20 protein-coding genes are annotated in these 21,057 nt (G+C 73.3%); 11 read left to right on the forward strand and 9 right to left on the reverse strand.

Going from position 1 to position 21,057, the window contains the following annotated elements; translation table 11 throughout:
* Window positions 1-4: 4 nt before the first annotated feature.
* Window positions 5-544, reverse strand: coding sequence for a hypothetical protein (locus ACFVT2_RS16085; protein WP_390017563.1), 540 nt, complete (start codon window positions 542-544; stop codon window positions 5-7).
* A gap of 168 nt (window positions 545-712) precedes the next feature.
* Here ACFVT2_RS16085 and ACFVT2_RS16090 point away from each other — a divergent pair, with 168 nt between their 5' ends.
* From ACFVT2_RS16090 to ACFVT2_RS16100, 3 genes are all read left to right on the forward strand, one after another.
* Window positions 713-1,552: a 3-hydroxybutyrate dehydrogenase gene (locus ACFVT2_RS16090; protein ID WP_390017566.1), complete on the forward strand. Its 840-nt coding sequence runs from the start codon at window positions 713-715 to the stop codon at window positions 1,550-1,552.
* A gap of 115 nt (window positions 1,553-1,667) precedes the next feature.
* Window positions 1,668-1,865: a CsbD family protein gene (locus ACFVT2_RS16095; protein WP_390017569.1), complete on the forward strand. Its 198-nt coding sequence runs from the start codon at window positions 1,668-1,670 to the stop codon at window positions 1,863-1,865.
* A 252-nt stretch (window positions 1,866-2,117) separates the two neighbouring features.
* On the forward strand, window positions 2,118-3,338 hold the full coding sequence (locus tag ACFVT2_RS16100; protein ID WP_390017572.1) for a 4-hydroxybenzoate 3-monooxygenase: 1,221 nt from the start codon (window positions 2,118-2,120) through the stop codon (window positions 3,336-3,338).
* 80 nt (window positions 3,339-3,418) lie between these two features.
* Here the strand turns inward: ACFVT2_RS16100 and ACFVT2_RS16105 are convergent, their stop codons facing one another.
* Entirely contained in the window at window positions 3,419-3,853 is a 435-nt protein-coding gene (locus tag ACFVT2_RS16105) for a CBS domain-containing protein (protein WP_390017575.1), read from the reverse strand.
* Between the two features lie 483 nt (window positions 3,854-4,336).
* On the opposite strand from ACFVT2_RS16105, the gene ACFVT2_RS16110 reads away from it, so the two are divergent.
* Window positions 4,337-5,452 carry a chemotaxis protein gene (locus tag ACFVT2_RS16110; protein ID WP_390017578.1) on the forward strand — a complete coding sequence of 372 codons (1,116 nt, stop codon included), beginning with the start codon at window positions 4,337-4,339 and terminating at the stop codon, window positions 5,450-5,452.
* Between the two features lie 91 nt (window positions 5,453-5,543).
* Here ACFVT2_RS16110 and ACFVT2_RS16115 read toward each other — a convergent pair whose 3' ends face one another.
* Window positions 5,544-6,875 carry a phosphoribosyltransferase family protein gene (locus ACFVT2_RS16115; protein ID WP_390017581.1) on the reverse strand — a complete coding sequence of 444 codons (1,332 nt, stop codon included), beginning with the start codon at window positions 6,873-6,875 and terminating at the stop codon, window positions 5,544-5,546.
* Window positions 6,876-6,958: 83 nt separating this feature from the next.
* Window positions 6,959-7,669, reverse strand: coding sequence for a histone deacetylase (locus ACFVT2_RS16120; RefSeq protein ID WP_390017584.1), 711 nt, complete (start codon window positions 7,667-7,669; stop codon window positions 6,959-6,961).
* A 259-nt stretch (window positions 7,670-7,928) separates the two neighbouring features.
* On the opposite strand from ACFVT2_RS16120, the gene ACFVT2_RS16125 reads away from it, so the two are divergent.
* From ACFVT2_RS16125 to ACFVT2_RS16140, 4 genes are all read left to right on the forward strand, one after another.
* Complete coding sequence (locus tag ACFVT2_RS16125; protein WP_390017587.1) at window positions 7,929-9,065, forward strand: FAD-dependent oxidoreductase; 1,137 nt, start codon at window positions 7,929-7,931, stop codon at window positions 9,063-9,065.
* 351 nt (window positions 9,066-9,416) lie between these two features.
* Window positions 9,417-9,935: an amidohydrolase family protein gene (locus ACFVT2_RS16130; protein WP_390017590.1), complete on the forward strand. Its 519-nt coding sequence runs from the start codon at window positions 9,417-9,419 to the stop codon at window positions 9,933-9,935.
* Window positions 9,936-10,032: 97 nt separating this feature from the next.
* On the forward strand, window positions 10,033-11,568 hold the full coding sequence (locus ACFVT2_RS16135; RefSeq protein ID WP_390017593.1) for an ATP-dependent DNA ligase: 1,536 nt from the start codon (window positions 10,033-10,035) through the stop codon (window positions 11,566-11,568).
* Window positions 11,569-11,705: 137 nt separating this feature from the next.
* Window positions 11,706-12,197: an NUDIX domain-containing protein gene (locus tag ACFVT2_RS16140; protein WP_390017596.1), complete on the forward strand. Its 492-nt coding sequence runs from the start codon at window positions 11,706-11,708 to the stop codon at window positions 12,195-12,197.
* A 53-nt stretch (window positions 12,198-12,250) separates the two neighbouring features.
* Here ACFVT2_RS16140 and ACFVT2_RS16145 read toward each other — a convergent pair whose 3' ends face one another.
* From ACFVT2_RS16145 to ACFVT2_RS16160, 4 genes are all read right to left on the reverse strand, one after another.
* Window positions 12,251-13,102 (reverse strand): carbohydrate ABC transporter permease, encoded by an 852-nt coding sequence (locus tag ACFVT2_RS16145; protein ID WP_390017599.1) that lies wholly within the window; start codon window positions 13,100-13,102, stop codon window positions 12,251-12,253.
* Window positions 13,099-14,010: a carbohydrate ABC transporter permease gene (locus tag ACFVT2_RS16150; RefSeq protein WP_390017602.1), complete on the reverse strand. Its 912-nt coding sequence runs from the start codon at window positions 14,008-14,010 to the stop codon at window positions 13,099-13,101. Before ACFVT2_RS16150 ends, ACFVT2_RS16145 begins: the two co-directional genes overlap by 4 nt.
* Window positions 13,991-15,376, reverse strand: a complete 1,386-nt coding sequence (locus tag ACFVT2_RS16155; protein WP_390017605.1) for an ABC transporter substrate-binding protein — start codon at window positions 15,374-15,376, stop codon at window positions 13,991-13,993. Before ACFVT2_RS16155 ends, ACFVT2_RS16150 begins: the two co-directional genes overlap by 20 nt.
* 100 nt (window positions 15,377-15,476) lie before the next feature.
* Window positions 15,477-16,238 carry a DeoR/GlpR family DNA-binding transcription regulator gene (locus tag ACFVT2_RS16160; RefSeq protein WP_390017608.1) on the reverse strand — a complete coding sequence of 254 codons (762 nt, stop codon included), beginning with the start codon at window positions 16,236-16,238 and terminating at the stop codon, window positions 15,477-15,479.
* Between the two features lie 336 nt (window positions 16,239-16,574).
* On the opposite strand from ACFVT2_RS16160, the gene ACFVT2_RS16165 reads away from it, so the two are divergent.
* Window positions 16,575-16,985: an STAS domain-containing protein gene (locus ACFVT2_RS16165; RefSeq protein ID WP_390017611.1), complete on the forward strand. Its 411-nt coding sequence runs from the start codon at window positions 16,575-16,577 to the stop codon at window positions 16,983-16,985.
* A 203-nt stretch (window positions 16,986-17,188) separates the two neighbouring features.
* On the opposite strand, the gene ACFVT2_RS16170 is transcribed toward ACFVT2_RS16165, so the two are convergent.
* Entirely contained in the window at window positions 17,189-18,130 is a 942-nt protein-coding gene (locus ACFVT2_RS16170) for a LysR family transcriptional regulator (protein WP_390017613.1), read from the reverse strand.
* Between the two features lie 244 nt (window positions 18,131-18,374).
* Between ACFVT2_RS16170 and ACFVT2_RS16175 the strand changes: the two genes are divergently transcribed.
* Complete coding sequence (locus ACFVT2_RS16175) at window positions 18,375-19,580, forward strand: NAD(P)/FAD-dependent oxidoreductase (protein ID WP_390017615.1); 1,206 nt, start codon at window positions 18,375-18,377, stop codon at window positions 19,578-19,580.
* A 27-nt stretch (window positions 19,581-19,607) separates the two neighbouring features.
* Window positions 19,608-21,041 (forward strand): 2-oxoadipate dioxygenase/decarboxylase family protein, encoded by a 1,434-nt coding sequence (locus ACFVT2_RS16180; protein WP_390017617.1) that lies wholly within the window; start codon window positions 19,608-19,610, stop codon window positions 21,039-21,041.
* The last annotated feature ends 16 nt before the right edge of the window (window positions 21,042-21,057 follow it).

A 21,057-nucleotide genomic window follows, 5' to 3' on the forward strand; every position in this document is an offset into this window, starting at 1 on the left:
GGGCCTACAGCTCGGTGGTCGACGGTTGTCCCATCGGGAGCGAGGACTCGTCGGGCAGGCCCGGCATCTCGGACGCGCCCGGCGGGCCGCTGGGGCCGGCGCCCTGACCGGTGTCCTCGGTGTGCATCGCGCGCTCGCCCCGGCGGCACTCGGTGACCCAGGTGCCGGTCGGGCCGCCGTCGTACTGACAGGACCAGCCCCGTACGGCCAGCGCTCCCGGCGGGCCGCCCGACTGCGGCGGTGCCCGTAGGAAGAACTCCTTCATCACCGCCCGCGCCTCCGTGCAGCCCACCGTGCCGGCGGCGCCGGGGTCCGCGAACAGTGCGACACCGTGCGCCTGCCCCAGTACGCCGGCGATCTCGCCGCAGCTCACCGGCTGGCCCGGGATGGTGGGGGAGTCCTGCGGGGCCGGGGTGCCGTCAGGGGCCGCGGCCGGGTCGGACGCGGACGAGGTGGCCGGTGCGTCCCCGGCGCCGTCGCCGGTCCCGCAGCCGGCGGCGGCCAGGGCGAGCAGCACGGTCGGCACGGCGATGAGCCTGTGCATGTCGGCCTCCTTGTGGCGGCGGTGCGGGGGCGGCGTCCCGCGTCGTTCGACGCTAGGAGGCCCGTTGCGGTGGGGCGATCCGGGGCGGCCGTTCGGGTGACCACAGGACCCCGGTCGGCGACCGGCTGGCCCCTGTCGTGGTGCGGACTTCGCTGCGATCATGCGCAGATGACCGCGATCCGCAATCCCGGTGGGCCGGACGGCCCCGGCGCCTCTCCCGTGCCGGTCGCCCCGGGCCCGGTTTCCCTCGATCTGCGCGGCCGGACCGCCCTGGTCACCGGCGCCGCCAGCGGTATCGGACGGGCCTGTGCCCGCCGGCTGGCGGCCGCCGGGGCCACCGTGCGGGCGGTGGACCGGGACGCCGCCGGGCTCACCGGGCTGGCGGCCGGGCTGCCCGCCGGCACCCCCGGTGCGATCGAGCCGCACCCGCTGGACCTCACCGACCTGGACGCCGCGGAGCGGGCCGCGGCCGGCAGTGACGTGCTGGTCAACAACGCCGGCATCCAACTCGTCCGGCCCATCGAGGACTTTCCGCCCGAGGTGTTCCACGAGGTGCTGACCGTCATGCTGGAGGCGCCCTTCCGGCTGCTGCGCGGGGCGCTGCCGCACATGTACGGGCAGGGTTGGGGCCGCGTCGTGAACATCTCGTCCGTGCACGGGCTGCGCGCCTCGCCGTTCAAGTCCGCGTACGTCGCCGCCAGGCACGGTCTGGAGGGGCTGTCGAAGACGGCCGCGCTGGAGGGTGCCGCGCACGGGGTGACCAGCAACTGCGTCAATCCCGGCTACGTCCGCACGCCCCTGGTGGAGCGGCAGATCGCCGATCAGGCCGCGGCGCACGGCATCCCGCAGGAGCGGGTGCTGACCGAGGTCCTGTTGGCCGATTCGGCGCTCAAACGGCTGATCGAGCCCGAGGAGGTCGCCGAGGCGGTGGCGTTCCTGTGCACCCCGCAGGCGTCCTTCATGACCGGGGCGTCGCTGGCGTTGGACGGGGGCTGGACCGCGCACTGAGCGGCGGCGGGGCCGGGCTCCGGATGCGGCCCGCGGTGGGCTGCGGCAGCGTGGTGGCGGAGCCTCACACCCCGCCGAGGCTTCGCATCCTCCCCACCGAAAGAAGGAGTTCGCCATGGCCGACAAGGGCTCGACGGACAAGATGAAGGGCAAGGCCAAGGAGATGGCCGGCAAGGCCACCGGCAACGAGCGGATGGCCGCCGAGGGCCGCACCGACCAGGCCAAGGGCAAGGCCAAGGGCGCCATGCGCAACGCCAAGGAGAACGTCCAGGGCATGAAGGACTCCCTCAAGGACCGCGACGACGCCTCCTGAGCCGCCGCGGCGCACGCGCGCCGGCCCCGGGCCCCTGTGGATACGCGTCACATACGCGTCACAGGGGCCCGCGGCCGTCCCGGGGGGCTCCCGGGTGCGGTGGGGCGGGGAGTTACGTACGGATATGGCGGCAGCGGTGCGGGATTGCGCGGGGGTCGGGCAGTGCCGGGAACCGGGGTGCCGGGCGCATGGTGTCGGCCGACCGCCATACTGCGAGCGATCTTCCGCTCGGCCCGAAGGGAACCGCCCGCCGTGTCCTCACCCTCCCCCTCTCCCGCCACCCCGCCCCCCTCCCGTACCGCCGTCGTCATCATCGGGGCCGGACCCGCGGGGCTCACCGTGGCCAATGTGCTGCGGGCCGCCGGTGTCGACTGCGTCGTACTGGAGGCGGAGAGCCGGGAGTTCATCGAGCGGCGGCCGCGGGCCGGGTTCGTCGAGGAGTGGGCGGTGCGGGCGCTCGCCCGGCACGGCCTCGCCGACCGGCTGCTGGAACGGGCCCAGACCCAGGGGGAGTTCGAGTTCCGCTGCGAGGGGGCCCGGCACACCGTGCGGACCGCCCGACTGTCGGGGCGGCGGCATTTCGTCTATCCACAGCCCCTGTTGGTCGGTGACCTCCTCGCCTCGTACGCGGACCGCGCGGGCGGCGCGGTGCACTTCGAGGTGCGGGACGTGCAACTGCACGACGTCGAGGGGCCGCAGACCGCGGTCTCGTACCGCGATCCGCGGACCGGCGAACGGCACCGGATCGCCTGTGACCACATCGTCGGCGCCGACGGGGCACGCGGGGTGAGCCGGGCCGCGATACCGGACGGGCGGGTGCGGCTCACCCGCTACGACCACGGGGTCGCCTGGCTCGCGGTGCTGGCCGAGGCGCCGCCGTCCGCGGACGGTGTGGTCTTCGGCATCCACCCGCGCGGATTCGGCGCGCACATGGCGCGCAGCGCCCAGGTCACGCGGTACTACCTGGAGGTACCGGCCGAGGACGACGCGGCGGACTGGCCCGACGACCGGGTGTGGGCCGAGCTGCACCTCCGGCTCGCCGCGGACGGCGCCCGGCCGCTGCACGAAGGGCCGTTGAGCGAGAAGACCGTACTGGCGATGCACAACTACGTGGTGGAGCCGATGGCGTACGGCCGGCTGTACCTGGCCGGTGACGCGGCGCACCTGCTCGCGCCGATCGCGGCGAAGGGCATGAACCTCGCGGTCAATGACGCGCTGCTGCTCGGCGAGGCGCTGATCGCCCACTACAAGGGCGACGACCGCGGACTGGCCGGGTACTCGGCGGCGGCGCTGCGGCGGGCCTGGCAGTACCTGGAGTTCTCGCAGTGGCTCTCGGAGCTGCTGCACGGCGCCTCGTCCGGCGACCGGTTCCGGGCCGGGACGGCCTCGGCCCGGCTGCGGCGGCTGCTCGGCTCGGAGGCCGCGGCCAAGTCGTTCGCCGGGCTCTACCTCGGTGAGGAGGCGGATCTGTAGGACCTGGTGGCGGGCGTCGAGAGGGTCCGCCAGCGGCCGGGCGCGGGAAGGGGGGCGCGCTCGGCCGCCGTGCGGGGGCGTCAGGCGGTCGCGTAGACGCGGGTGGCGAATTCGGCGACCTGGGCGTCGGTGAGGTTCTTGGCCAGGTTGGCCTCGGTGATCATGCCCACCAGTTGGTGTCCGCCCTTGACGTCGATCACCGGGAGGCGCTTGATCTGGTGCTGCTCCATGGTGCGCAGGACCTCAGTGGCGTCCGCTTCGGCGTCGATCCAGTGGATCTTGCTCTGCAGGGAACCGGCCTGCACCGTCGACGGGTCGATGCCCTCGGCACAACACTTGACGACGATGTCACGGTCGGTGATCATCCCCGTCAGCTTGTTGTTGTCACCGCAGATCGGCAGTGCGCCGACCTTCAGGTCGCGCATCATCTTCGCCGCGTCCTGCAACGACTGGTGCGCGCCGACGCATTGCACTCCGCCGGTCATGATGTCCCGGGCTCGCAGCTTGCCGGCCATGATTCCTCCCGCTGTCACAGCGTGCTTCTCGATGGCGTGCTTCTTGATGGTGTGCTTCTCGATGGTCCGCGTGGCGGTCTCCGGCGCGTCCTCCCCGCCGGCCCGTCCGGTGTGCTCCGCCGCGACCTTCCCGGCGTTCTCCGCGGGCTCGTGCGGAGCGTCGGCCGTGCCCGTCGCCTGGCGTCTGCGCGGTGCGCACGGCGTCTTCCCTTCGATGACACCACGGATGGCGCAAGGTCGCTTCCGGGGCCGGGGCGCCGTTGACCGGGCCGAAGTCCCGCTGCCGTACGGGCCGGAGCGCGCTGCCCGGGCACCTGCTGCCCCACCGGAGAAACGGGCATATCGTTCATAGTGTGGTAGGGCGCCGGGGGCGGACGGAGTACCGGCAGCCGGGAGTCCGTTCCCGACGTGCTCCGTGAGGTCGTGCCAGCCGATCCGCTCACCGAAAGCTCCGTGAATCCGCTCGTCGAAAGAAGGGTTCCGATGCATGCTGCGCTCAGCTCTGCTGACCTCGCCAAGCTTCGCCGGCAGCGGCCCTATCCGGCCGTGTCGGTGCTGATGCCCACGCATCGCCGTGAGCCGGACAACGCACAGGACCCGGTCCTGCTGCGGAACATGCTCGCCGAGGCGAAGGAGCGGCTCCAGGCCGATCCGGACGTCTCCAGGGAGCGACGGATCGACGTCATCGAGCAGTTGGACAAGGCGGCGTCTGAGGTCGACCTGACGCACGCGGAGGAGGGCCTGGCCCTCTTCGCCGCGCCGGGGGAGTACCAGATCTGGTCGTTGGGCTGCACGGTTCCGGCCCGGGTGGTGCTCTCGGACACCTTCCTGACCCGCAACCTCGTCGCCGCGCACGCCGCCGAGCACCCCTTCTGGGTGTTGGCCCTCTCCGCCGACCACGTCAGCCTGTGGAGCGGTGCGGTGGACCGCCTGACCGAGGTGCGGCGCGGCGGCCTCCCACTGACCCGCAGCCTGGTCGATCCCGACCCCGAGGACCAGTTGCAGGTGGGCGACGTGCCCAGCACCTTCCGCGACGAACACACCCGCAGGTTCCTGCGGGAGGCGGACACCGAGCTCGCCGCGGTCCTCAGGGCCGATCCCCGGCCCCTGTACGTGGTCGGCGAGGCGGTGGCGCTCTCCCTCTTCGACGAGGCGGGGACGGTCATGCGGGGCGGCATCGGCACCAAGGTCACCGTGACGCAGGTACCGCAGGCCGGGCTGGCCGCCGGACCGCCCGAGCCCCTCTGGCAGGCCGTCCGCCCGTACGCGGAAAAGCGTGCGGAGGCCGAAATCGCCGACGTGCTGGCTGAACTGGACCGGGCGCGCGGGCGGCGGACCTTCGCGGCCGGATTGGACGAGATCCGGCAGAGCGCCGAGATCGGCCGGGTCGCCCTGCTGGCCGTGGAGGAGAACTACCGGGAGACCGTACGGGAGACCGGCGGCCATCTGGTGCCGGCCGAGCCCGGTGAGCGGGACGCCATCGACGACATCGTGGACTCGATCGTGGAGCGGTCCCTGGACACCGGCGCGGAGGTCCGGTTCGTACCGGACGGTGTGCTCGCCGAGGTGGGCGGGATCGCGGGAACGCTGCGGTACTAGCCGCCCGTCTCAGCCCAGCACGGCATACGACAGTGGCCAACGGGCTTTCCGTTGGCCACTGTCGTGGGCGCCCGCTACCTGTGGGCCACGGCTACGCCGGAAGCAGGCGGAAGTGGCGGGTGAACCAGTCGCGGGCGAGCGCGGACACCGTGTCCAGGGCTCCCCGCTCCTCGAAGAGATGGGTCGCGCCGGGGACGATTTCGAGCTTGTTCTCGCAGGTCAGCGCGGATTGGGCCTGGCGGTTGAGGTCCAGGACCAGGGTGTCGGCGCCGCCGACGATCAGGAGCGTCGGGGCCTGGACGGCGGAGAGCAGCGAGTGGCCCGCGAGGTCGGGCCGGCCGCCGCGGGAGACCACGGCGCCGATGCCCGCGTCGGGGTAGGCGGCGGCTCGTAGGGCGGCCGCGGCCCCGGTGCTGGCACCGAAGTAGCCGAGCGGGACGGACTCGCGGGCGCGCAGCCAGCGGGTGGCGTCGGCCAGCCGCCGGGCCAGGGTGTCGATGTCGAAGACCTTGGCCCGGTCGGACTCCTCGGCCGGGGTGAGCAGGTCGAAGAGCAGGGTGCCCAGGCCCGCGCGGTTCAGGGTCGCGGCCACCGCGCGGTTCCGCGGGCTGTGCCGGCTGCTGCCGGAGCCGTGGGCGAACATCACGATCGGGCAGCCCGCAACGGGCCGGGTGAGATCACCGGTCAGCCGGACCGGTCCGGCCTCGATCCGCACCTCCTCCGTGTCGCCCGCGCCGTGCGCCGCCCGCTTACGGGTGCCGGCGGCCGCTCCGGCGCCGGCAGCGGTACCGGTCGCCGCCTGGGCCAGGAGCGAGACCACCTCGTCGTCCGACGTCTGGGAGAAGTCCTCGTACCACTCGCCCACCGCGGAGAACGCGTAGGGCGTGGACAGGCAGACGAACTCGTCGGCAGCGGTGCGCAGGCGCTCGGCGGCGTCCGGTGGGGCCACCGGTGCGGCCAGGACGACCCGGGCGGCACCCTGGGCGCGGACCACCTGGCAGGCGGCCGCCGCGGTCGCCCCGGTGGCGATGCCGTCGTCGATCACGATCGCGGTCCGGCCGTCGAGCGGCAGCCGCTGTCGGCCGGCCCGGAACCGCTCGGCCTGCCGGGCCAGTTCCGCCTCCTCGGTGCGCTGCACCGCGTCGACGTCCGCCGGACCGACCCGGCCCCGGCGGATGATGTCCTCGCTGAGGACCCGCACGCCGCCCTCGCCGATCGCACCGAAACCCAGCTCCCGCTGGTACGGGACGCCGAGCTTGCGGACCACGATCACGTCGAGGGGGGCGTCGAGTGCCTGGGCCACCTGATAGGCCACCGGCACCCCGCCGCGGGGCAGGCCCAGCACAACGGGTTCGTCCTTCTCCAAGTGGCGCAACGCCTCGGCCAGTCGCCGTCCGGCGTCCGCGCGGTCAGTGAACAGCACAGTGTGCACCCCCTACCCAGGGGAGACGGAAGCTACGTCCACACCTAAATCCGGAATAACCCCATCTGTGGCCATTGCGCAAGTCAGGGCGGTCCCGTCGGGCCGGCCCCGGGCCGGTCCGGGGCCAAGAGGTCCACGATCTCGGGGACCGACCACCGAGGGTGTGCTCCTGGGCACGAGGCGAGATAGGTCGCGGTCCGGTGTGCGGTCCAGCCGTGCGCGGTGCTGAGGCCCGCGGCGATGTGGTGCAGGTAGGCGGCGGAGGGCGGGTTCGGGGGGACCTCCGTGCTGCGCCAGGGGGCGGTGAAGGTCAGCACCGGGTGGTCGTCGAGCCATCCGGCGCAGACCAGTGTCTCGTAGCGGCCGGGGCCCAGTCGGTCGCGCCCGCGGGTGAGGACCTGCGTCAGGTCGAGGTCCTCGCCCGGGTCCCGGTACATCTCCTGCGCCGCGATATCGGAGAACTGAGACAGTGTCAGAAGATAGGCGTGGCAGGGGAGTTCGCCTTCGACGTCGGGGTCGTAGAAGGCTCGGCCGCCGGTCCACACCGCGGACTCGGTGGCGAAGTACAGCCGTCCGTGCAGCAGGAGCGGCAGGCTGTGCCGGGGGCGGCGGGGATCGCGGCACCCCGGGAAATCCCGTCGCCCGCCCGGCGGGCGGCCTCCGGAGAGGTAATGGCCGAGCCTTTCCGGGTGCGTGTTGGAGCCGTACGCGGCGTACCAGACGTGCGTGACGGCGACCGGACGGGAGGTGCTCCCACCGACGTCGAAGGGCTCCGGTGCGCGGGGCGCGGTCACTCCCTCACGGTATCCGGTTCCAACCGGGGTCGGGGGGTGGGGCTGGTGTCGGCTGGTTGTCGGTGGTGGGCGGTGACCTGTCGGTGACGTGTCGGTGAGTTGTCGATGGCTGCCGGGACCTTGGGGTTGGTCGGCGTCGGCCTCAACGGCACCGGCCACCGTCGTCGCGTCGTCGCACCGTCGCGACGGGCTGGAACGGCGCTCCAGGAGTGATCTGCCGGACGTCCGCCCAGCCGCCCGCGATCAGGAAGGAACCACCATGACCACTGACGTCACGATCATCGGCGCCGGACTCGGCGGACTCACCCTCGCCCGTGTCCTGCACGTCCACGGAATACCCGCCACGGTCTACGAGGCGGAGTCCTCCCCGACGGTGCGTTCGCAGGGCGGGATGCTCGACATCCACGACTACAACGGGCAACTCGCCCTTGAGGCAGCCGACTTGATGGAAGAGTTCCGTGGCCTCATCCTGGAGGGCCGCCAGGCGATGCGGATCCTCGACCCGGACGGGACGGTCCTGTTCGACAAGGCCGACGACGGCACGGGGGGCCGCCCCGAGGTGCAGCGCGGCGAACTGCGAGAGATCCTGCTCGACTCGCTCCCGGCCGGCACCGTCCGGTGGGGGCACAAGGTCAGCGGTACCCGTGCCCTCGGCGAGGGCCGCTACGAGGTGACGTTCGCCGGCGGCGGCACCGTCGCCACGAGCCTGTTGGTCGGCGCGGACGGCGCGTGGTCCAGGGTCCGGCCGCTGCTCTCCACCGCCACGCCCGAGTACATCGGCAAGTCGGTCGTCGAGACCTACCTGTTCGACGCCGACACCCGGCACCCCGCCGCCGCGAAAGCGGTCGGCGGCGGGTCGATGATCGCGCCCACGCCGCGCAGAGAGATCTTCGCCCACCGGGAAAGCGGTGACACCCTGCACGCCTACGTGGGGCTGTCCGAGCCGCAGGACTGGTTCGCCGCCATCGATTTCACCGATGCCGCCGTGGCCACCGCGCGGATCGCGGCGGAGTTCGACGGCTGGGCGCCGGAGCTCACCGCGCTGATCACCGACGGCGACATCGCGCCGGTCCTGCGCCCCCTCTACGCGCTGCCGGCCGGGCACCGGTGGGACCGGGTGCCAGGGGTGACCCTGCTCGGCGACGCCGCCCACCTCGCGGCCCCGAACGGCGAAGGCGCCAACCTGGCCATGCTCGACGGCGCCGAACTCGGCAAGGCCCTCGCCGCACACCCCGATGATGTCGAGGCCGCGCTCACCGCATACGAGCAGGCCATGTTCCCCCGCAGCGCCGAGGCTGCCGCTTTCGAAGGTGCCGAGGCCCACGGGGCCGACTCCGACAACAACACGGCCCACGACCTGATCGCCGCGTTCACCCGACACGAGCAGGCCCAATGAGGCATGGGTCCATGGCGTTCGTCTAAGGCACGCATGTAACGCGCACATGTAAGGCACGTGTGTGAGGCGTTCGTCCCAGGCGTTTGCCGTCGTGTGGGCCTCGGGGTCGCGATGAACCGGTCACGACGGTGCGCGGTCTTGGTCCGCCTCGCGTCCGAGGCCGGAGGAACCAGGAGCCTGGAGTCGATACGCCGCCGTCGACCTCACACGGTCACCGGCAGGCTGTACTGCACGAGAACCGGCGACAGTTGAAGAGGCGAACCTCCGGCCGGACCGGGCGGCCCGGTCCGGTCACTCCGGCCGGGCGATCAGTCGGCGGGCCGCCGAGCGGACCACGACCAGTGCCCGGTCGTGGTCCGTACCGCGTGCCTCGACCCCGCGGACACCCCGCGCTTCGCCGAGCTGGGCGTGGTCGCCTGCATGCAGCCCCGGCACTGCGCCCCGGAGATCGCCGGACCCGGCCAGGACTGGGCCGAGAACGTCGGCCCGGAGCGCTGGCACAAGGCGTGGCCGATGCGCAGCCTGCACTCCGCCGGCGCCGTGCTGGCCTTCTCCAGCGACTGGAACGTCGCCGAGATGGACCCCATGATCGGCATCTACAGCGCCCTCACCCGGCGGCCACTGGCCGGCGGCGCGCCCTGGCAGCCCGAGGAGACGGTGAGCGTGGAAACCGCCGTGCACGCCTACACCATGGGCTCCGCGTACGCCAACTTCCTTGAGGAGGAACGGGGTTCGCTGACCGTCGGCAAGCTCGCCGACTTCGTGGTGCTGTCCCGGGACATCCTGCGGGCCGCACCCGAGGACATCCCCGGCACGGTGGCGGAGACGGTCGTGGTCGGCGGCGAGATCGTCCACGAGAGCGGCCGGTAGGCGGCGGGGCGAGACGGGCACCCCGGCAATCGACCGCGCGTTCGATGCGGGGTGTGGTGCGGGAGCGGCGACGCCGCCGCGGGGGCAGGATGACCGTATGCTGCTCGCCGCTCTCGCGCAGGTGTCGGCGGAGGTCGCCGCCACCTCGGCCCGGTCACGCAAGACCGCGCTGCTGGCCGAGCTGTTCCGGGCCGCCGACCCGGAGGACGCCCCGGTGGTCATCCCGTACCTGGCAGGGCGGCTGCCCCAGGGCCGGATCGGCGTCGGCTGGAGCGCCCTGCGCGACCCACCGCCGCCCGCCGACCGGCCCACCCTCACCGTCCGCGACGTGCACGCCGCACTGACCGCCCTGGCCCGGGTCGCCGGACCCGGCGCCCAGGCCGAGCGGCGGCGGCTGGTCCGGGAACTGTTCGCCGCCGCCACCGGCCAGGAGCAGCGTTTCCTGTACGGGCTGCTGACCGGCGAGGTCCGCCAGGGCGCCCTGGACGCGCTCGCCGTCGAAGGACTGGCCGCCGCCACCGGCGCGCCGCCGGACGCGGTCCGGCGCGCCGTGATGCTCGCCGGGTCGCTCCCCGAGGTCGCCCGGGCGCTGCTCTCCACCGGCCCGACGGCGCTGGCAGGCTTCCGGCTCACCGTCGGCCGGCCCGTCGGACCGATGCTCGCGCAGACCGCCGCCTCCGTCGACGAGGCGATCGGCCGGCTCGGCCGCTGCGCCGTGGAGGAGAAGCTCGACGGCATCCGGGTGCAGGTGCACCGGGACGGCCCGGACGTGCGGATCCACACCCGCACCCTGGACGAGGTCACCGACCGGCTGCCCGAGGTCACCGCCCTCGTCCGGACCCTGCCCGCCACGCGCTTCATCCTCGACGGCGAGGTGATCGCCCTGGACGCGGACGGCCGCCCGGTGCCGTTCCAGCGGGTCGCCGGCCGGTTCGGCTCCCGGACGGACGTCGCCGCGGCCCACGCCGCCCTCCCGTTGACCCCGGTCTTCTTCGACCTGCTCGCGCTCGGTGAGCGCGCCCTGCTGGACCTCCCCGGCGACCACCGGCACGCCGAACTCGCCTCGTTCGTACCGGAGTCGGCGCGGGTACGACGCTGCGTCGTGGCGGACCCGGACGACCCCGGCGCCCGTGCCGCCGCCGCGGACTTCTTCGACCGCACCCTGCACCGCGGCCACGAGGGCGTCGTGGTCAAGGCCCTCGACGCGCCCTACAGCGCCGGCCGCCGGGGCGCCGCCTGGCTGAAGGTGAAGCCGGTGCACACCCTGGACCTGGTGGTCCTGGCGGCGGAGTGGGGCCACGGCCGCCGCACCGGCAAGCTCTCCAACCTGCACCTGGGGGCGCGGGCCGCGGACGGCGGATTCGTCATGCTGGGCAAGACCTTCAAGGGGCTCACCGACGCCACCCTCGACTGGCAGACCGCACGGCTGCGGGAGTTGGCGGTGGCGGACGACGGCCAGGTGGTGACGGTCCGACCGGAACTCGTCGTGGAGATCGCCTACGACGGACTCCAGACCTCGCCCCGCTATCCGGCCGGCGTCACCCTGCGGTTCGCCCGCGTGGTGCGCTACCGGGAGGACAAGACCGCCGCGGAGGCCGACACCATCGACACCGTGCTCGCCGCGCACGCATGACGAGGCGCCCACGCATGACGAGCCGCGTATGTATGGCAAGCCGTGCATGTATGGCGAGCCGCCCACGTATGACGAGGTGACGCGGAGGGACCGGTGACGCGGCGGGACCTGCGAGTGGGAAGGGAGCAGTGGAGCGGATGGCCGGGAGACGCAGTGCCGGACTGTTGCTGCACCGCAGCGGCCCGGACGGCGGCACCGAGGTGCTGCTGGCGCACATGGGCGGCCCGTTGTGGGCCCGCCGGGACGCCGGCGCCTGGTCGGTGCCCAAGGGGGAGTACGTACCGCCGGAGGAGCCGCTGGCCGCGGCCCGCCGGGAGTTCGCCGAGGAGTTGGGCGTGCCGCCGCCGGACGGGCGGTACGTGCCCCTGGGGGACGTCCGACAGTCCGGCGGGAAGGTGGTGACGGTCTGGGCCGTCGCGGCCGACCTCGACCCGGAGGGCATCGAGCCCGGCACGTTCGAAATGGAGTGGCCGCGCAGCTCCGGGGTGCTCCGGAGCTTCCCGGAGATCGACCGGGTGGCGTGGTGGCCCCCGGAGCAGGCGCGTGCACGGCTGGTCGCGGCCCAGCGGGAATTCCTGGACCGGCTGGCGGACGCCCTCACCGGTGGGCCCGGCGAGGGCGTCCGCTGACCGCTCAGGACGCCCCACCCCGGCCGCCCGGGCCGCTCAGTCCGGCTCAGCCGTCACTTCACCGCGCCCAGCGACAGGCCCTGCACCAGCTTGTCCTGGGCGGCGAACCCGGCGACCAGCACCGGCAGCGACACCACGGTGGCCGCCGCGCACACCTTCGCCAGGAACAGCCCCTGGCTGGTGACCAGCCCGGTCAGGAACACCGGCGAGGTCCCGGCCACGATGCCGGTCAGCACCCGCGCGAACAGCAACTCGTTCCAGCTGAAGAGGAAGGAGATCAACGCGGTCGCGGCGATGCCCGGCAGCGCGACCGGCGCCACGATCCGCACCAGCGTGGTGGGCAGCCCGGCCCCGTCGATCGAGGCGGCCTCCAGGATCTCCACCGGCACCTCGGCCAGGAACGACCGCATCATCCACACCGCGATCGGCAGGTTCATCGAGGTGTAGAGGACGACCAGCAGCCAGATGCTGTCCAGCATCCGGGTGTTCTGGGCGACCAGGTAGACCGGCAGCAGCCCGGCCACCAGCGGCAGCATCTTCGTGGAGAGGAAGAAGAACAGCACATCGCGCCACTTGCGCACCGGCCGGATGGACAGCGCGTACGCCGCCGGCACCGCCAGCACCAGCACCAGCAGCGTCGAAGCGATCGACGCGGTGAGGGAGTTGAGCAACGGCGGCCAGGGACTCACCCCCGCGCCACCGAGGCCGAAGAACTCCCGGTACCCGTGCAGGGTGAGCGGTGCGAACAGGCTCGGCGGATTGGTCGCGGCGTCCGGCTCGCGGTGGAAGGAGGTCAGCACCATCCACGCCACCGGTAGGAAGAAGGCGATCCCGCACAGCCAGGCCACCAGGCCCAGCGCCGCTCCACGGACCCGCCGTCCGCTCCTGAGGTCTCCTCGCGTCATCGGGTGATCTCCTCGCGCAGCAGGGACGACACGGTACGCAGGGCGAAGTTCGCCACCAGCAGCGAGCACAGCACCACCACGACGCCCTGCGCGGACGCCCGGCCGTAGTCGTGGGCCTGGTAGAAGGTCTGGTAGATGGTGTACGGCAGGTTGGCGGTGCCCAGCCCGCCCGAGGTGAGGGTGAACACCGCGTCGAAGTTCTGCACGATGTACACCGTCCCCAGCAGCGCCGCCAGTTCGAGGTAGCGCCGCAGATGCGGCAGGGTGAGGTAGCGGAAGACGTCGAAGGGCGAGGCCCCGTCCATCCGGGCCGCCTCCACCGCGTCCGCCGGCCGGCTCTGCAACCCCGCCAGCAGGATCAGCATCATGAACGGTGTCCACTGCCAGATGAGCGACAACTCCACTGCGAGAAGCGGGGAGTTGGTCATCCAGTCCGGCTGCGGCGGGTCGCCGGCGCCGAACAGGTGCCAGAGCCAGGTCAGCACGCCGTTGAACAGCCCGTACGAGGCGTTGTACAGCGCGTGCTTCCACAGCAGCGCGGCGGCCACCGGCACCACCAGGAACGGGGTGATCAGCAGGGTGCGGACGACGCCCCGGCCGCGGAAGCCGCGGTCCAGCAGCAGTGCCAGGCCCAACCCCAGTCCCAGGCTGACCAGCACCACCGTCACCGTCAGCAGCACCGTCGTCCCCACCGAGGACCGCAGCGCCGGATCGGTGACCACCGCCCGGTAGTTGTCGAAGGCGGCGAATCCGCGGCGGTCGGGGGCCAGTGCGTTCCAGCGCATGAAGGAGATCGCCACCGTTGCCACGAACGGGAGTTGGGTGACGGCGATCAGGAAGACCAGTGCGGGCAGCAGCGGGGCCCGCCGGGCCCACGCCTTCGCCCGCTCAGCGACCGGTGTACGCATCGGACACCTCCCGCGCCAGCCGCTGGCCCGCCCGCAGCGCCTCGTCGACGCTCTGCTTGCCGGCGATCGCCGAACTGATCTCCTGCGACACCTTCGTCCCCAGGTCCGAGAACTCCGGTATGTCCACGAACTGGATCCCGGGCGCCGGCCGCGGCTGCACCCCCGGATCGTCCGGCCGGGCCGAGGTGATCGCCCGCTCGGTCGCCGCCGCGAACGTTCCGGCCTCCTTGAGGTAGTCCGGATCGCGGTAGGTCGAGGCCCGCTTCCCGGCCGGCACCCGCGACCAGCCCAGTTCGCGGCCCACCAGCCGCTCGTACGACTTTCCGGACGCCCAGCGGACGAACTCCCAGGCCGCCTTCTGGTGGGTACTGGCCTTCTGGATGCCCCAGGCCCAGGTGTAGAGCCAGCCCGCGCTGCCGGTCCGCTCGACCGGTGCCGGGGCGTACCCGATCCGGCCGGCGACCGGTGAGTCCGCGCTCTCCAACGACCCGGCCCCCGCGGTCGCGTCGTACCACATGGCGACCTTGCCCTGCTGCATGTCGTTGAGGCACTCGGTGTACCCGGCCTGTGGCGCGCCGGGCTCCCCGTGCGCGCGGACCAGCCCGACGTAGAAGCGGGTCGCCCGGGCGAACTCCGGGGTGTCCAGCCGAGCCCGCCAGTCCTTGTCGAACCACGTCCCGCCGAAGGTGTTGACCACCGTCGTCAGTGGCGCCGTCAGCTGCCCCCAGCCGGGCTGCCCGCGCAGGCAGATGCCCTTCAGTCCCTGCCGCGAACCGTCCAACTTGGCTGCCATGGCGGCCACTTGGGTCCAGGTGGGGCGGGCGGGCATGGTCAGTCCGGCCGCCTTCAGCAGGTCCTTGCGGTACATCAGGAACGACGACTCGCCGTAGAACGGCTCCGCGTAGACCTCGCCGTCGGCCGCGGTGAGCGAGGAACGTACCGGCGCGAGCAGGTCCTTCTGGTCGAACTCCCGGTCCTTACCGGCCAGTTGGCCCAGCGGGGTGAGCCAGCCGTTGCGGGCGTAGAGCGGCGTCTCGTAGTTGCTCAGACTGGCCACGTCGTACTGCCCGGCCTGGCTGGAGAAGTCCTGGCTCATCTTGTCGCGGAGATCGTCCTCCGGCAGCACGGTGAAGTTGACCCGGATGCCGGTCTCCTTGGTGAAGTGTTCGGCGGTGAGCCGCTGGAGATCCACCATCTGCGGGTTGTTCACCATCAGCACGTTGAGGGTGTGCGGGCCGTCGTTGCCGGTGTCGCCGGCGCCGCGGTAGCAGCCGGCGGTGGTCAGTGAGAGGGCGGCCGCGAGGGCGGCCAGCCATCGCACGCGGCGGCCCGCGCCGCCGACAGCTCCGGGGGATCGTGCGCGCACGGCTCCTGCCTTTCCAAGGTGACTCGGCCCGGGGATTCGGGCATGGGCATGTCAGGTACGCCATCGGCCGGACCGGCGGCGACGGACGGGGGGAGGGCGGTCAGACCCGGAGCACCTGCGGCCCCAGGAGGGAGTAACGGTGCGCCTCCGGCGCGGACAGTCCGGTGTCGGTGACGATCACGTCGAGGTCACCGATCCCGGCGAACCGGCAGAAACTGCTGGCCCCGAACTTGCTGTGCACCCCGACCAGCACCCGCCGCCGCGACGACCGCACCGCCTGCGCCTTCACATCGGCGACCGCCGGATCGGGCGTGGTCAGCCCGTGCTCCCGGGAGATCCCGTTGGCGCCCACGAACGCCAGGTCGACCACGAAACCGGCGAGCATGTCCCGGCACCACGGCCCCACCGTCGCCTGGGTCCCGGCCCGCACCCGCCCACCGGCCAGCAGCACGGTCGTCGAGTCGGACGCCGCGACCAGCGAGGCGGTCCGCAGCGACGCGGTCAGCACGGTCAGCGGCCGGTCCGTCGGCAGCAGCATCGCGACCAGCTCGGGCGTGTACCCCTCGTCGACGAAGACCGTCTCCGCCTCGCCGACCAGCTGCGCCGCGGCCGCCGCGATCCGCCGCTTCTCCGGCACCTGCTGGGTCTCCCGCCGCGCCAGCGTGGTCTCGTACCCCGCGCTCTCGACCGGGTACGCCGCCCCGTGCGTCCGCCGGACCAGCCCTCGGCGCTCCAGCTCCCGCAGATCGCGCCGCACGGTCTCGCGGGCCACTCCGAATTCGGTGGCCGCCTCGGCGACCTCGACGCGTCCGGACTGCCGGGCGAGCAGCAGGAGGCGACTCTGGCGTTCCTCGGCCCTCATAGCTCTCTCCTGCCCCGGCGGGATGTGCCCGCCGCGTTCCCTCCGCCGACTTCCGTTCGGTCGCGTTCCCCGCGGATCGCTTTCCGTTCGGTCACGGCAGTGCCCGTTTCTGCCCGCAGCCAGGTTTATAGCAACAGTTCATGTGCCCGCAGTGGCCCGCAACGGCACCAAACCTGCCCGCTTCTGACCGCTTCCGGGCGCTGTTCTCCGGTGCCCCGGCCCCGGGCCGAGTCCGTTCCGGGCCGTGCGCGCGCCCGCGGCGGCCGCCCGGGCTCACCGGTGTACGCCGGTGACACCCCGGTGGTGCGGGGTCCGACGGCGCTTAGGCTGGACGGCATGAGCTCGGAGATGCGGTCGTTGGCGGTCACCGCACTCGTCCAGGAGGACGAGTGCGCGGTGCTGCGGGTCAGCGGAGAGCTCGACCTCCGCACCGAGCAGGCGTTCCTTGCCGAGGCGCGGGCCATCGTCTCGGCCGGTCACCGCTTCCTCGTACTCGATCTGACCGCCCTGCGGTTCTGCGACTCCCGGGGCCTGAGCTGCCTGCTCGCCCTGGAATGGCTCTGCCGCCGCCTGGAAGGCCGGCTGCTGCTGGCGTCCCTGGGCGTCCGGATGCTCAAGCTCCTGGTCGGGACGCAGTCCCTGGGGGTCTTCTCCTGCTACCCGACGGTCGGCCATGCCCTGGCCGCGGTCCCCGCCGGCAGCCGCCCGACCTGGCCGCCGCCCGCCGACGAGGCCACCGCGGGCTGACCGCGGCCGGACTCGGCCATGTGGGGGAGTCCGTCACGCCTGCGAGCGACGCCCCGCCGCCGGGCCGGTCTGACTCCTGAGTGTGACGTTCCGCGCACCCGACACCGGACCGGGCGTCCTGCCACCGCCGGTCACGGCTCCACCGCCGGTCACGGCCCTACCGCCGGCTCCGGCCCCGCCACTGGTCACGGCTCCACCACCGGTCACGGCCCTACCGCCGGCTCCGGCCCCAACTCCGCGCCCACTTCCGCCCCCGCCCGCAGCGCCGCGATCAGCGCCGCCACCGAGGGCCGGGCCCGGGCCGTCCTCCCCACCGCGACCACGACGTGCCGCTCGACGGTCTCCCGCAACGGCACCGCCACGATCCCCTCCGACCGCAGCCGCAGCATCAGCCCGGTCAGCGGCGCCACCCCCAGCCCCGCCCCCACCATCGCCAGCGACGTCGCGGTGTCCGTCACCTCGTGGACCACCCGCGGCTCGCAGCCGGCCCGCCGACAGGCGGTCCGGATCGCCCGCCCGTAATACGAGCCGGCCGCCGGCAGGATCCACTCGTACGCCGCGGCCTCCGCCAGCGACAGCGGCGCCCGCGCCACCCCGCCGGGTGCCCGCCCGGCCGGCACCGCCAACGCGAACCGCTCCGAGCGCAGCCGCACAAGCTCCACCGCCCCGTCCCGGTCCAGCGGCGCGTCCGGATAGTCCAGGCCCAGCGCCAGATCCACCCGCCCGGCCAGCACCTCCGCGTACGCCTGGTCCACGTCCACCTCGCGGCTCACCACCCGCACCCCGGGATGCCGGGCCGCCAACCGGCGCAGGGCCGGCGGCAACAACACCGCCGCGGCGGTCCCGAACACCCCCAGCCGCAGCCGCCCGCTCACCTCCCCGCGGGCCCGCTCCAGGGCCGCTACCGCCTCGGCCTGGGCGCCCAGGATCCGCTCGGCGTGCGCCGCCAGGATCCGCCCGGCGTCCGTCAGCTCCACCCGGCGCCCGGCCCGCCGGACCAGTTCGGTGCCGGTGGTCCGCTCCAGCGCTGCGATGTGCTGGGAGACCGCGCCCGGCGTGTAGCCCAGCGCCGCGGCCGCCGCGGTCATGGTGCGGCTCCGGGTCAGCTCCAGCAGCGTCCTGAGCTGCACCCCCGGCAATTCCACGGCGGGACCCTACCCACCGGCCACCGGCACCACCCGCGTCCCGCCAAACCCTCCGGACCTCCACACCTGCTCATAGATCACCTCCAACGACTCTGCATGGACGGGCGACCACCCGCCCGGCACCATCGAAGGGCACCGGCCCCGCAGCCCTCTGCCGGCGGCCGGACGACCCACGCGACGACTGACGACCCGACACCCCGACATCCCGACGACCCGATGACGCGACGACGGGAAGGCGCCCCGGATGGCCCACCCCACGGCTTCGGCTCCCTCACCCCCCGACCCGCAGCCCGCCCCGCTCCCCACCGCCGCCGACGTCGTGATCATCGGCGGCGGGGTGATCGGCGCGAGCATCGCCTTCCATCTGGCCGAGGCGGACGCCGGCCGGGTACTGCTGCTCGAACGCGACCTGCCCGCCGCCGGCTCGTCCGGCAAACCACTGGGCGGGGTCCGCGCACAGTTCTCCGACCCGCTCAACATCCGGCTCGGCCTGCGCAGCCTGGACGCCTGGCGGGACTTCGCCCGCCGCCCCGGCGCCGACGTCGGACTGGACACCGTCGGCTACCTCTTCCTCCTCGGCAGCGAAGCCGAACGGGACACCTTCACCGCGGGCGTCGAGATCCAGAACGCGCACGGCGTACCCAGCCGCATCATCACCCCGCGCGCCGCCCGGGACCTCTGCCCCTACATCGACCCCGGCACCCTCATCGCCGCCGCCTTCTCACCCACCGACGGCTACGCCACGCCCAGGGCCGCCGTCACCGGCTACCTCCGCGCGGCCCGCCGGCTCGGCGCCACCGTCCGCACCCGCTGCCCGGTCACCGCCATCGACACCGCCGACGGCCACATCCAGACGGTCCGCACCCCGCACGGCACCGTCCACACCCCCACCGTGATCTGCTGCGCCGGCGCCTGGTCCGCCGAGGTCGGCGCACTCGCCGGCGTCACCCTGCCGGTCACCCCGCTACGCCGCCAGATCGCCTTCACCGGACCGCTGCGCCCCCGACCGCCCCGCATCCCCTTCACCCTCGACTACGCCTCCACCCTCTACTTCCACAACGACGGCGCCGACGGCCTGCTCCTCGGCCTCTCCGACCCAGCCCAACAACCCGGCTACGAGCGGGAGTTCAGCCGCGAGTGGCTGACCCCGTTCCGCGCCGCCGCGGCCCGCCGGGCCCCGGAACTCGCCGACGCACCGATCACCGGCGGCTGGGCCGGCCTCTACGAGATGACCCCCGACCGCAACGCCCTCATCGGCGAGGCCCCGCACCCCGGCCGCTTCCTCTACGCCACCGGCTTCTCCGGCCACGGCTTCCTCCAGGCGCCCGCCGTCGGCGAACTCGTCCGCGACCTGTACCTGCGCCGCGAACCCTTCCTCGACGTCGGCCCGCTCGCCGCCACCCGCTTCGACGGCCACCACGCCACCCGCCCTGAGGCCCACATCATCTGACCCCACCGATCCGGGAGAGGAGACCCCATGGCCCTGATCCCCACCTGGCGCCTGCGCGCCGCGTTCGCCCGCCGGCTCTCCGCCATGTACGGCACCGAAGTCCCCGCCTACACCACCCTCCTGGAGGTCACCGGGCAGATCAACGACGAGGTCGCCGGCCGCGATCCGCACGCCGGCCGGCTCGGCAGCATCGACCGGGTCACCGCCGAACGCCACGGCGCCATCCGCGTCGGCACCCCCACCGAACTCCGCCAGGCCGCCCAGGTCTTCGCCGCGCTCGGGATGCACCCGGTCGGCTTCTACGACCTCCGGGACGGCGACATCGGCGCGGTCCCCGTCGTCTCCACCGCGTTCCGCCCCCTGGACACCGTCGAACTCGACCGCAACCCCTTCCGGGTCTTCACCTCCCTCCTCACCACCGGCGACCGCCGCTTCTTCGACCCCGACCTGGAATCCCGCCTGGACGCCTTCCTCGCCGGCCGCCGCCTCTTCCCGCCCGACCTCCTCCACCTCGCCGAGCGGGCGGAACGCGAACACGGCCTGGACGAGCCCGCCGCGGAACGCCTCCTCACCCTCGCCGTCGACGCGTTCACCCTCTCCACCGAACCCGTCGACCGCGCCTGGTACGCCGAACTGGAACGGATCTCCGCGGTCGCCGCCGACATCGGCGGGGTCACCACCACCCACGTCAACCACCTCACCCCGCGCGTCCTGGACATCGACGCCCTCTACCGGCGGATGGGGGAGCGCGGCATCACCATGATCGACCGCATCCAGGGACCTCCGCGCTGGGCCGGCCCCGACGTCCTGCTACGCCAGACCTCCTTCCGCGCGCTCGCCGAACCCCGCACCTTCCGCGACCCCGACGGCCGGGTCACCCGCGGCGCCCTGCGGGTCCGCTTCGGCGAGGTCGAGGCCCGCGGCATCGCCCTGACCCGCACCGGCCGGGCCCGCTACGACACCCTCACGGCCGAGACCGAACGCCGCACCGCCGGCCGCCCCGACGCCGACCGACAAGCCGCCGCCCGCACCCTGTGGGAGCGCGGCTTCCCCCGCACCGAGGCCCAACTCGCCGCCGAACGGCTGGCGTTCTTCACCTACCGCCCGGTGGCCGACCGCCCCCGCGACGGCCACCGCCCACCCGCCGACCTCGCCGCCCTGCTCGCCGACGGCTGGCTCACCGCCGACCCCCTCGTCTACGAGGACTTCCTGCCCCGCTCCGCCGCCGGCATCTTCCACTCCAACCTCACCGGCGACGGCACCCGCGACCCCCACCGCGACGGCACCCCCTTCGACGCCCACCGCCTCTCCGAAGCCCTCGGCCGCCCGGTGCTCGACCCGTTCACCGGCTACGCCGCACAACAGGACCGCTCCCTGCGCGCGGCCCTGACCGCCCTGCGCGCCGACGCGGCCCTCCACGCCCTGGACACCCCGACGCCCACCACCGCATCTGACAACTAGTCACCATCCTTCGCCC

Origin of the sequence: Streptomyces sp. NPDC058000 (assembly GCF_042886435.1) — a bacterium.
GTDB lineage: Bacteria > Actinomycetota > Actinomycetes > Streptomycetales > Streptomycetaceae > Streptomyces.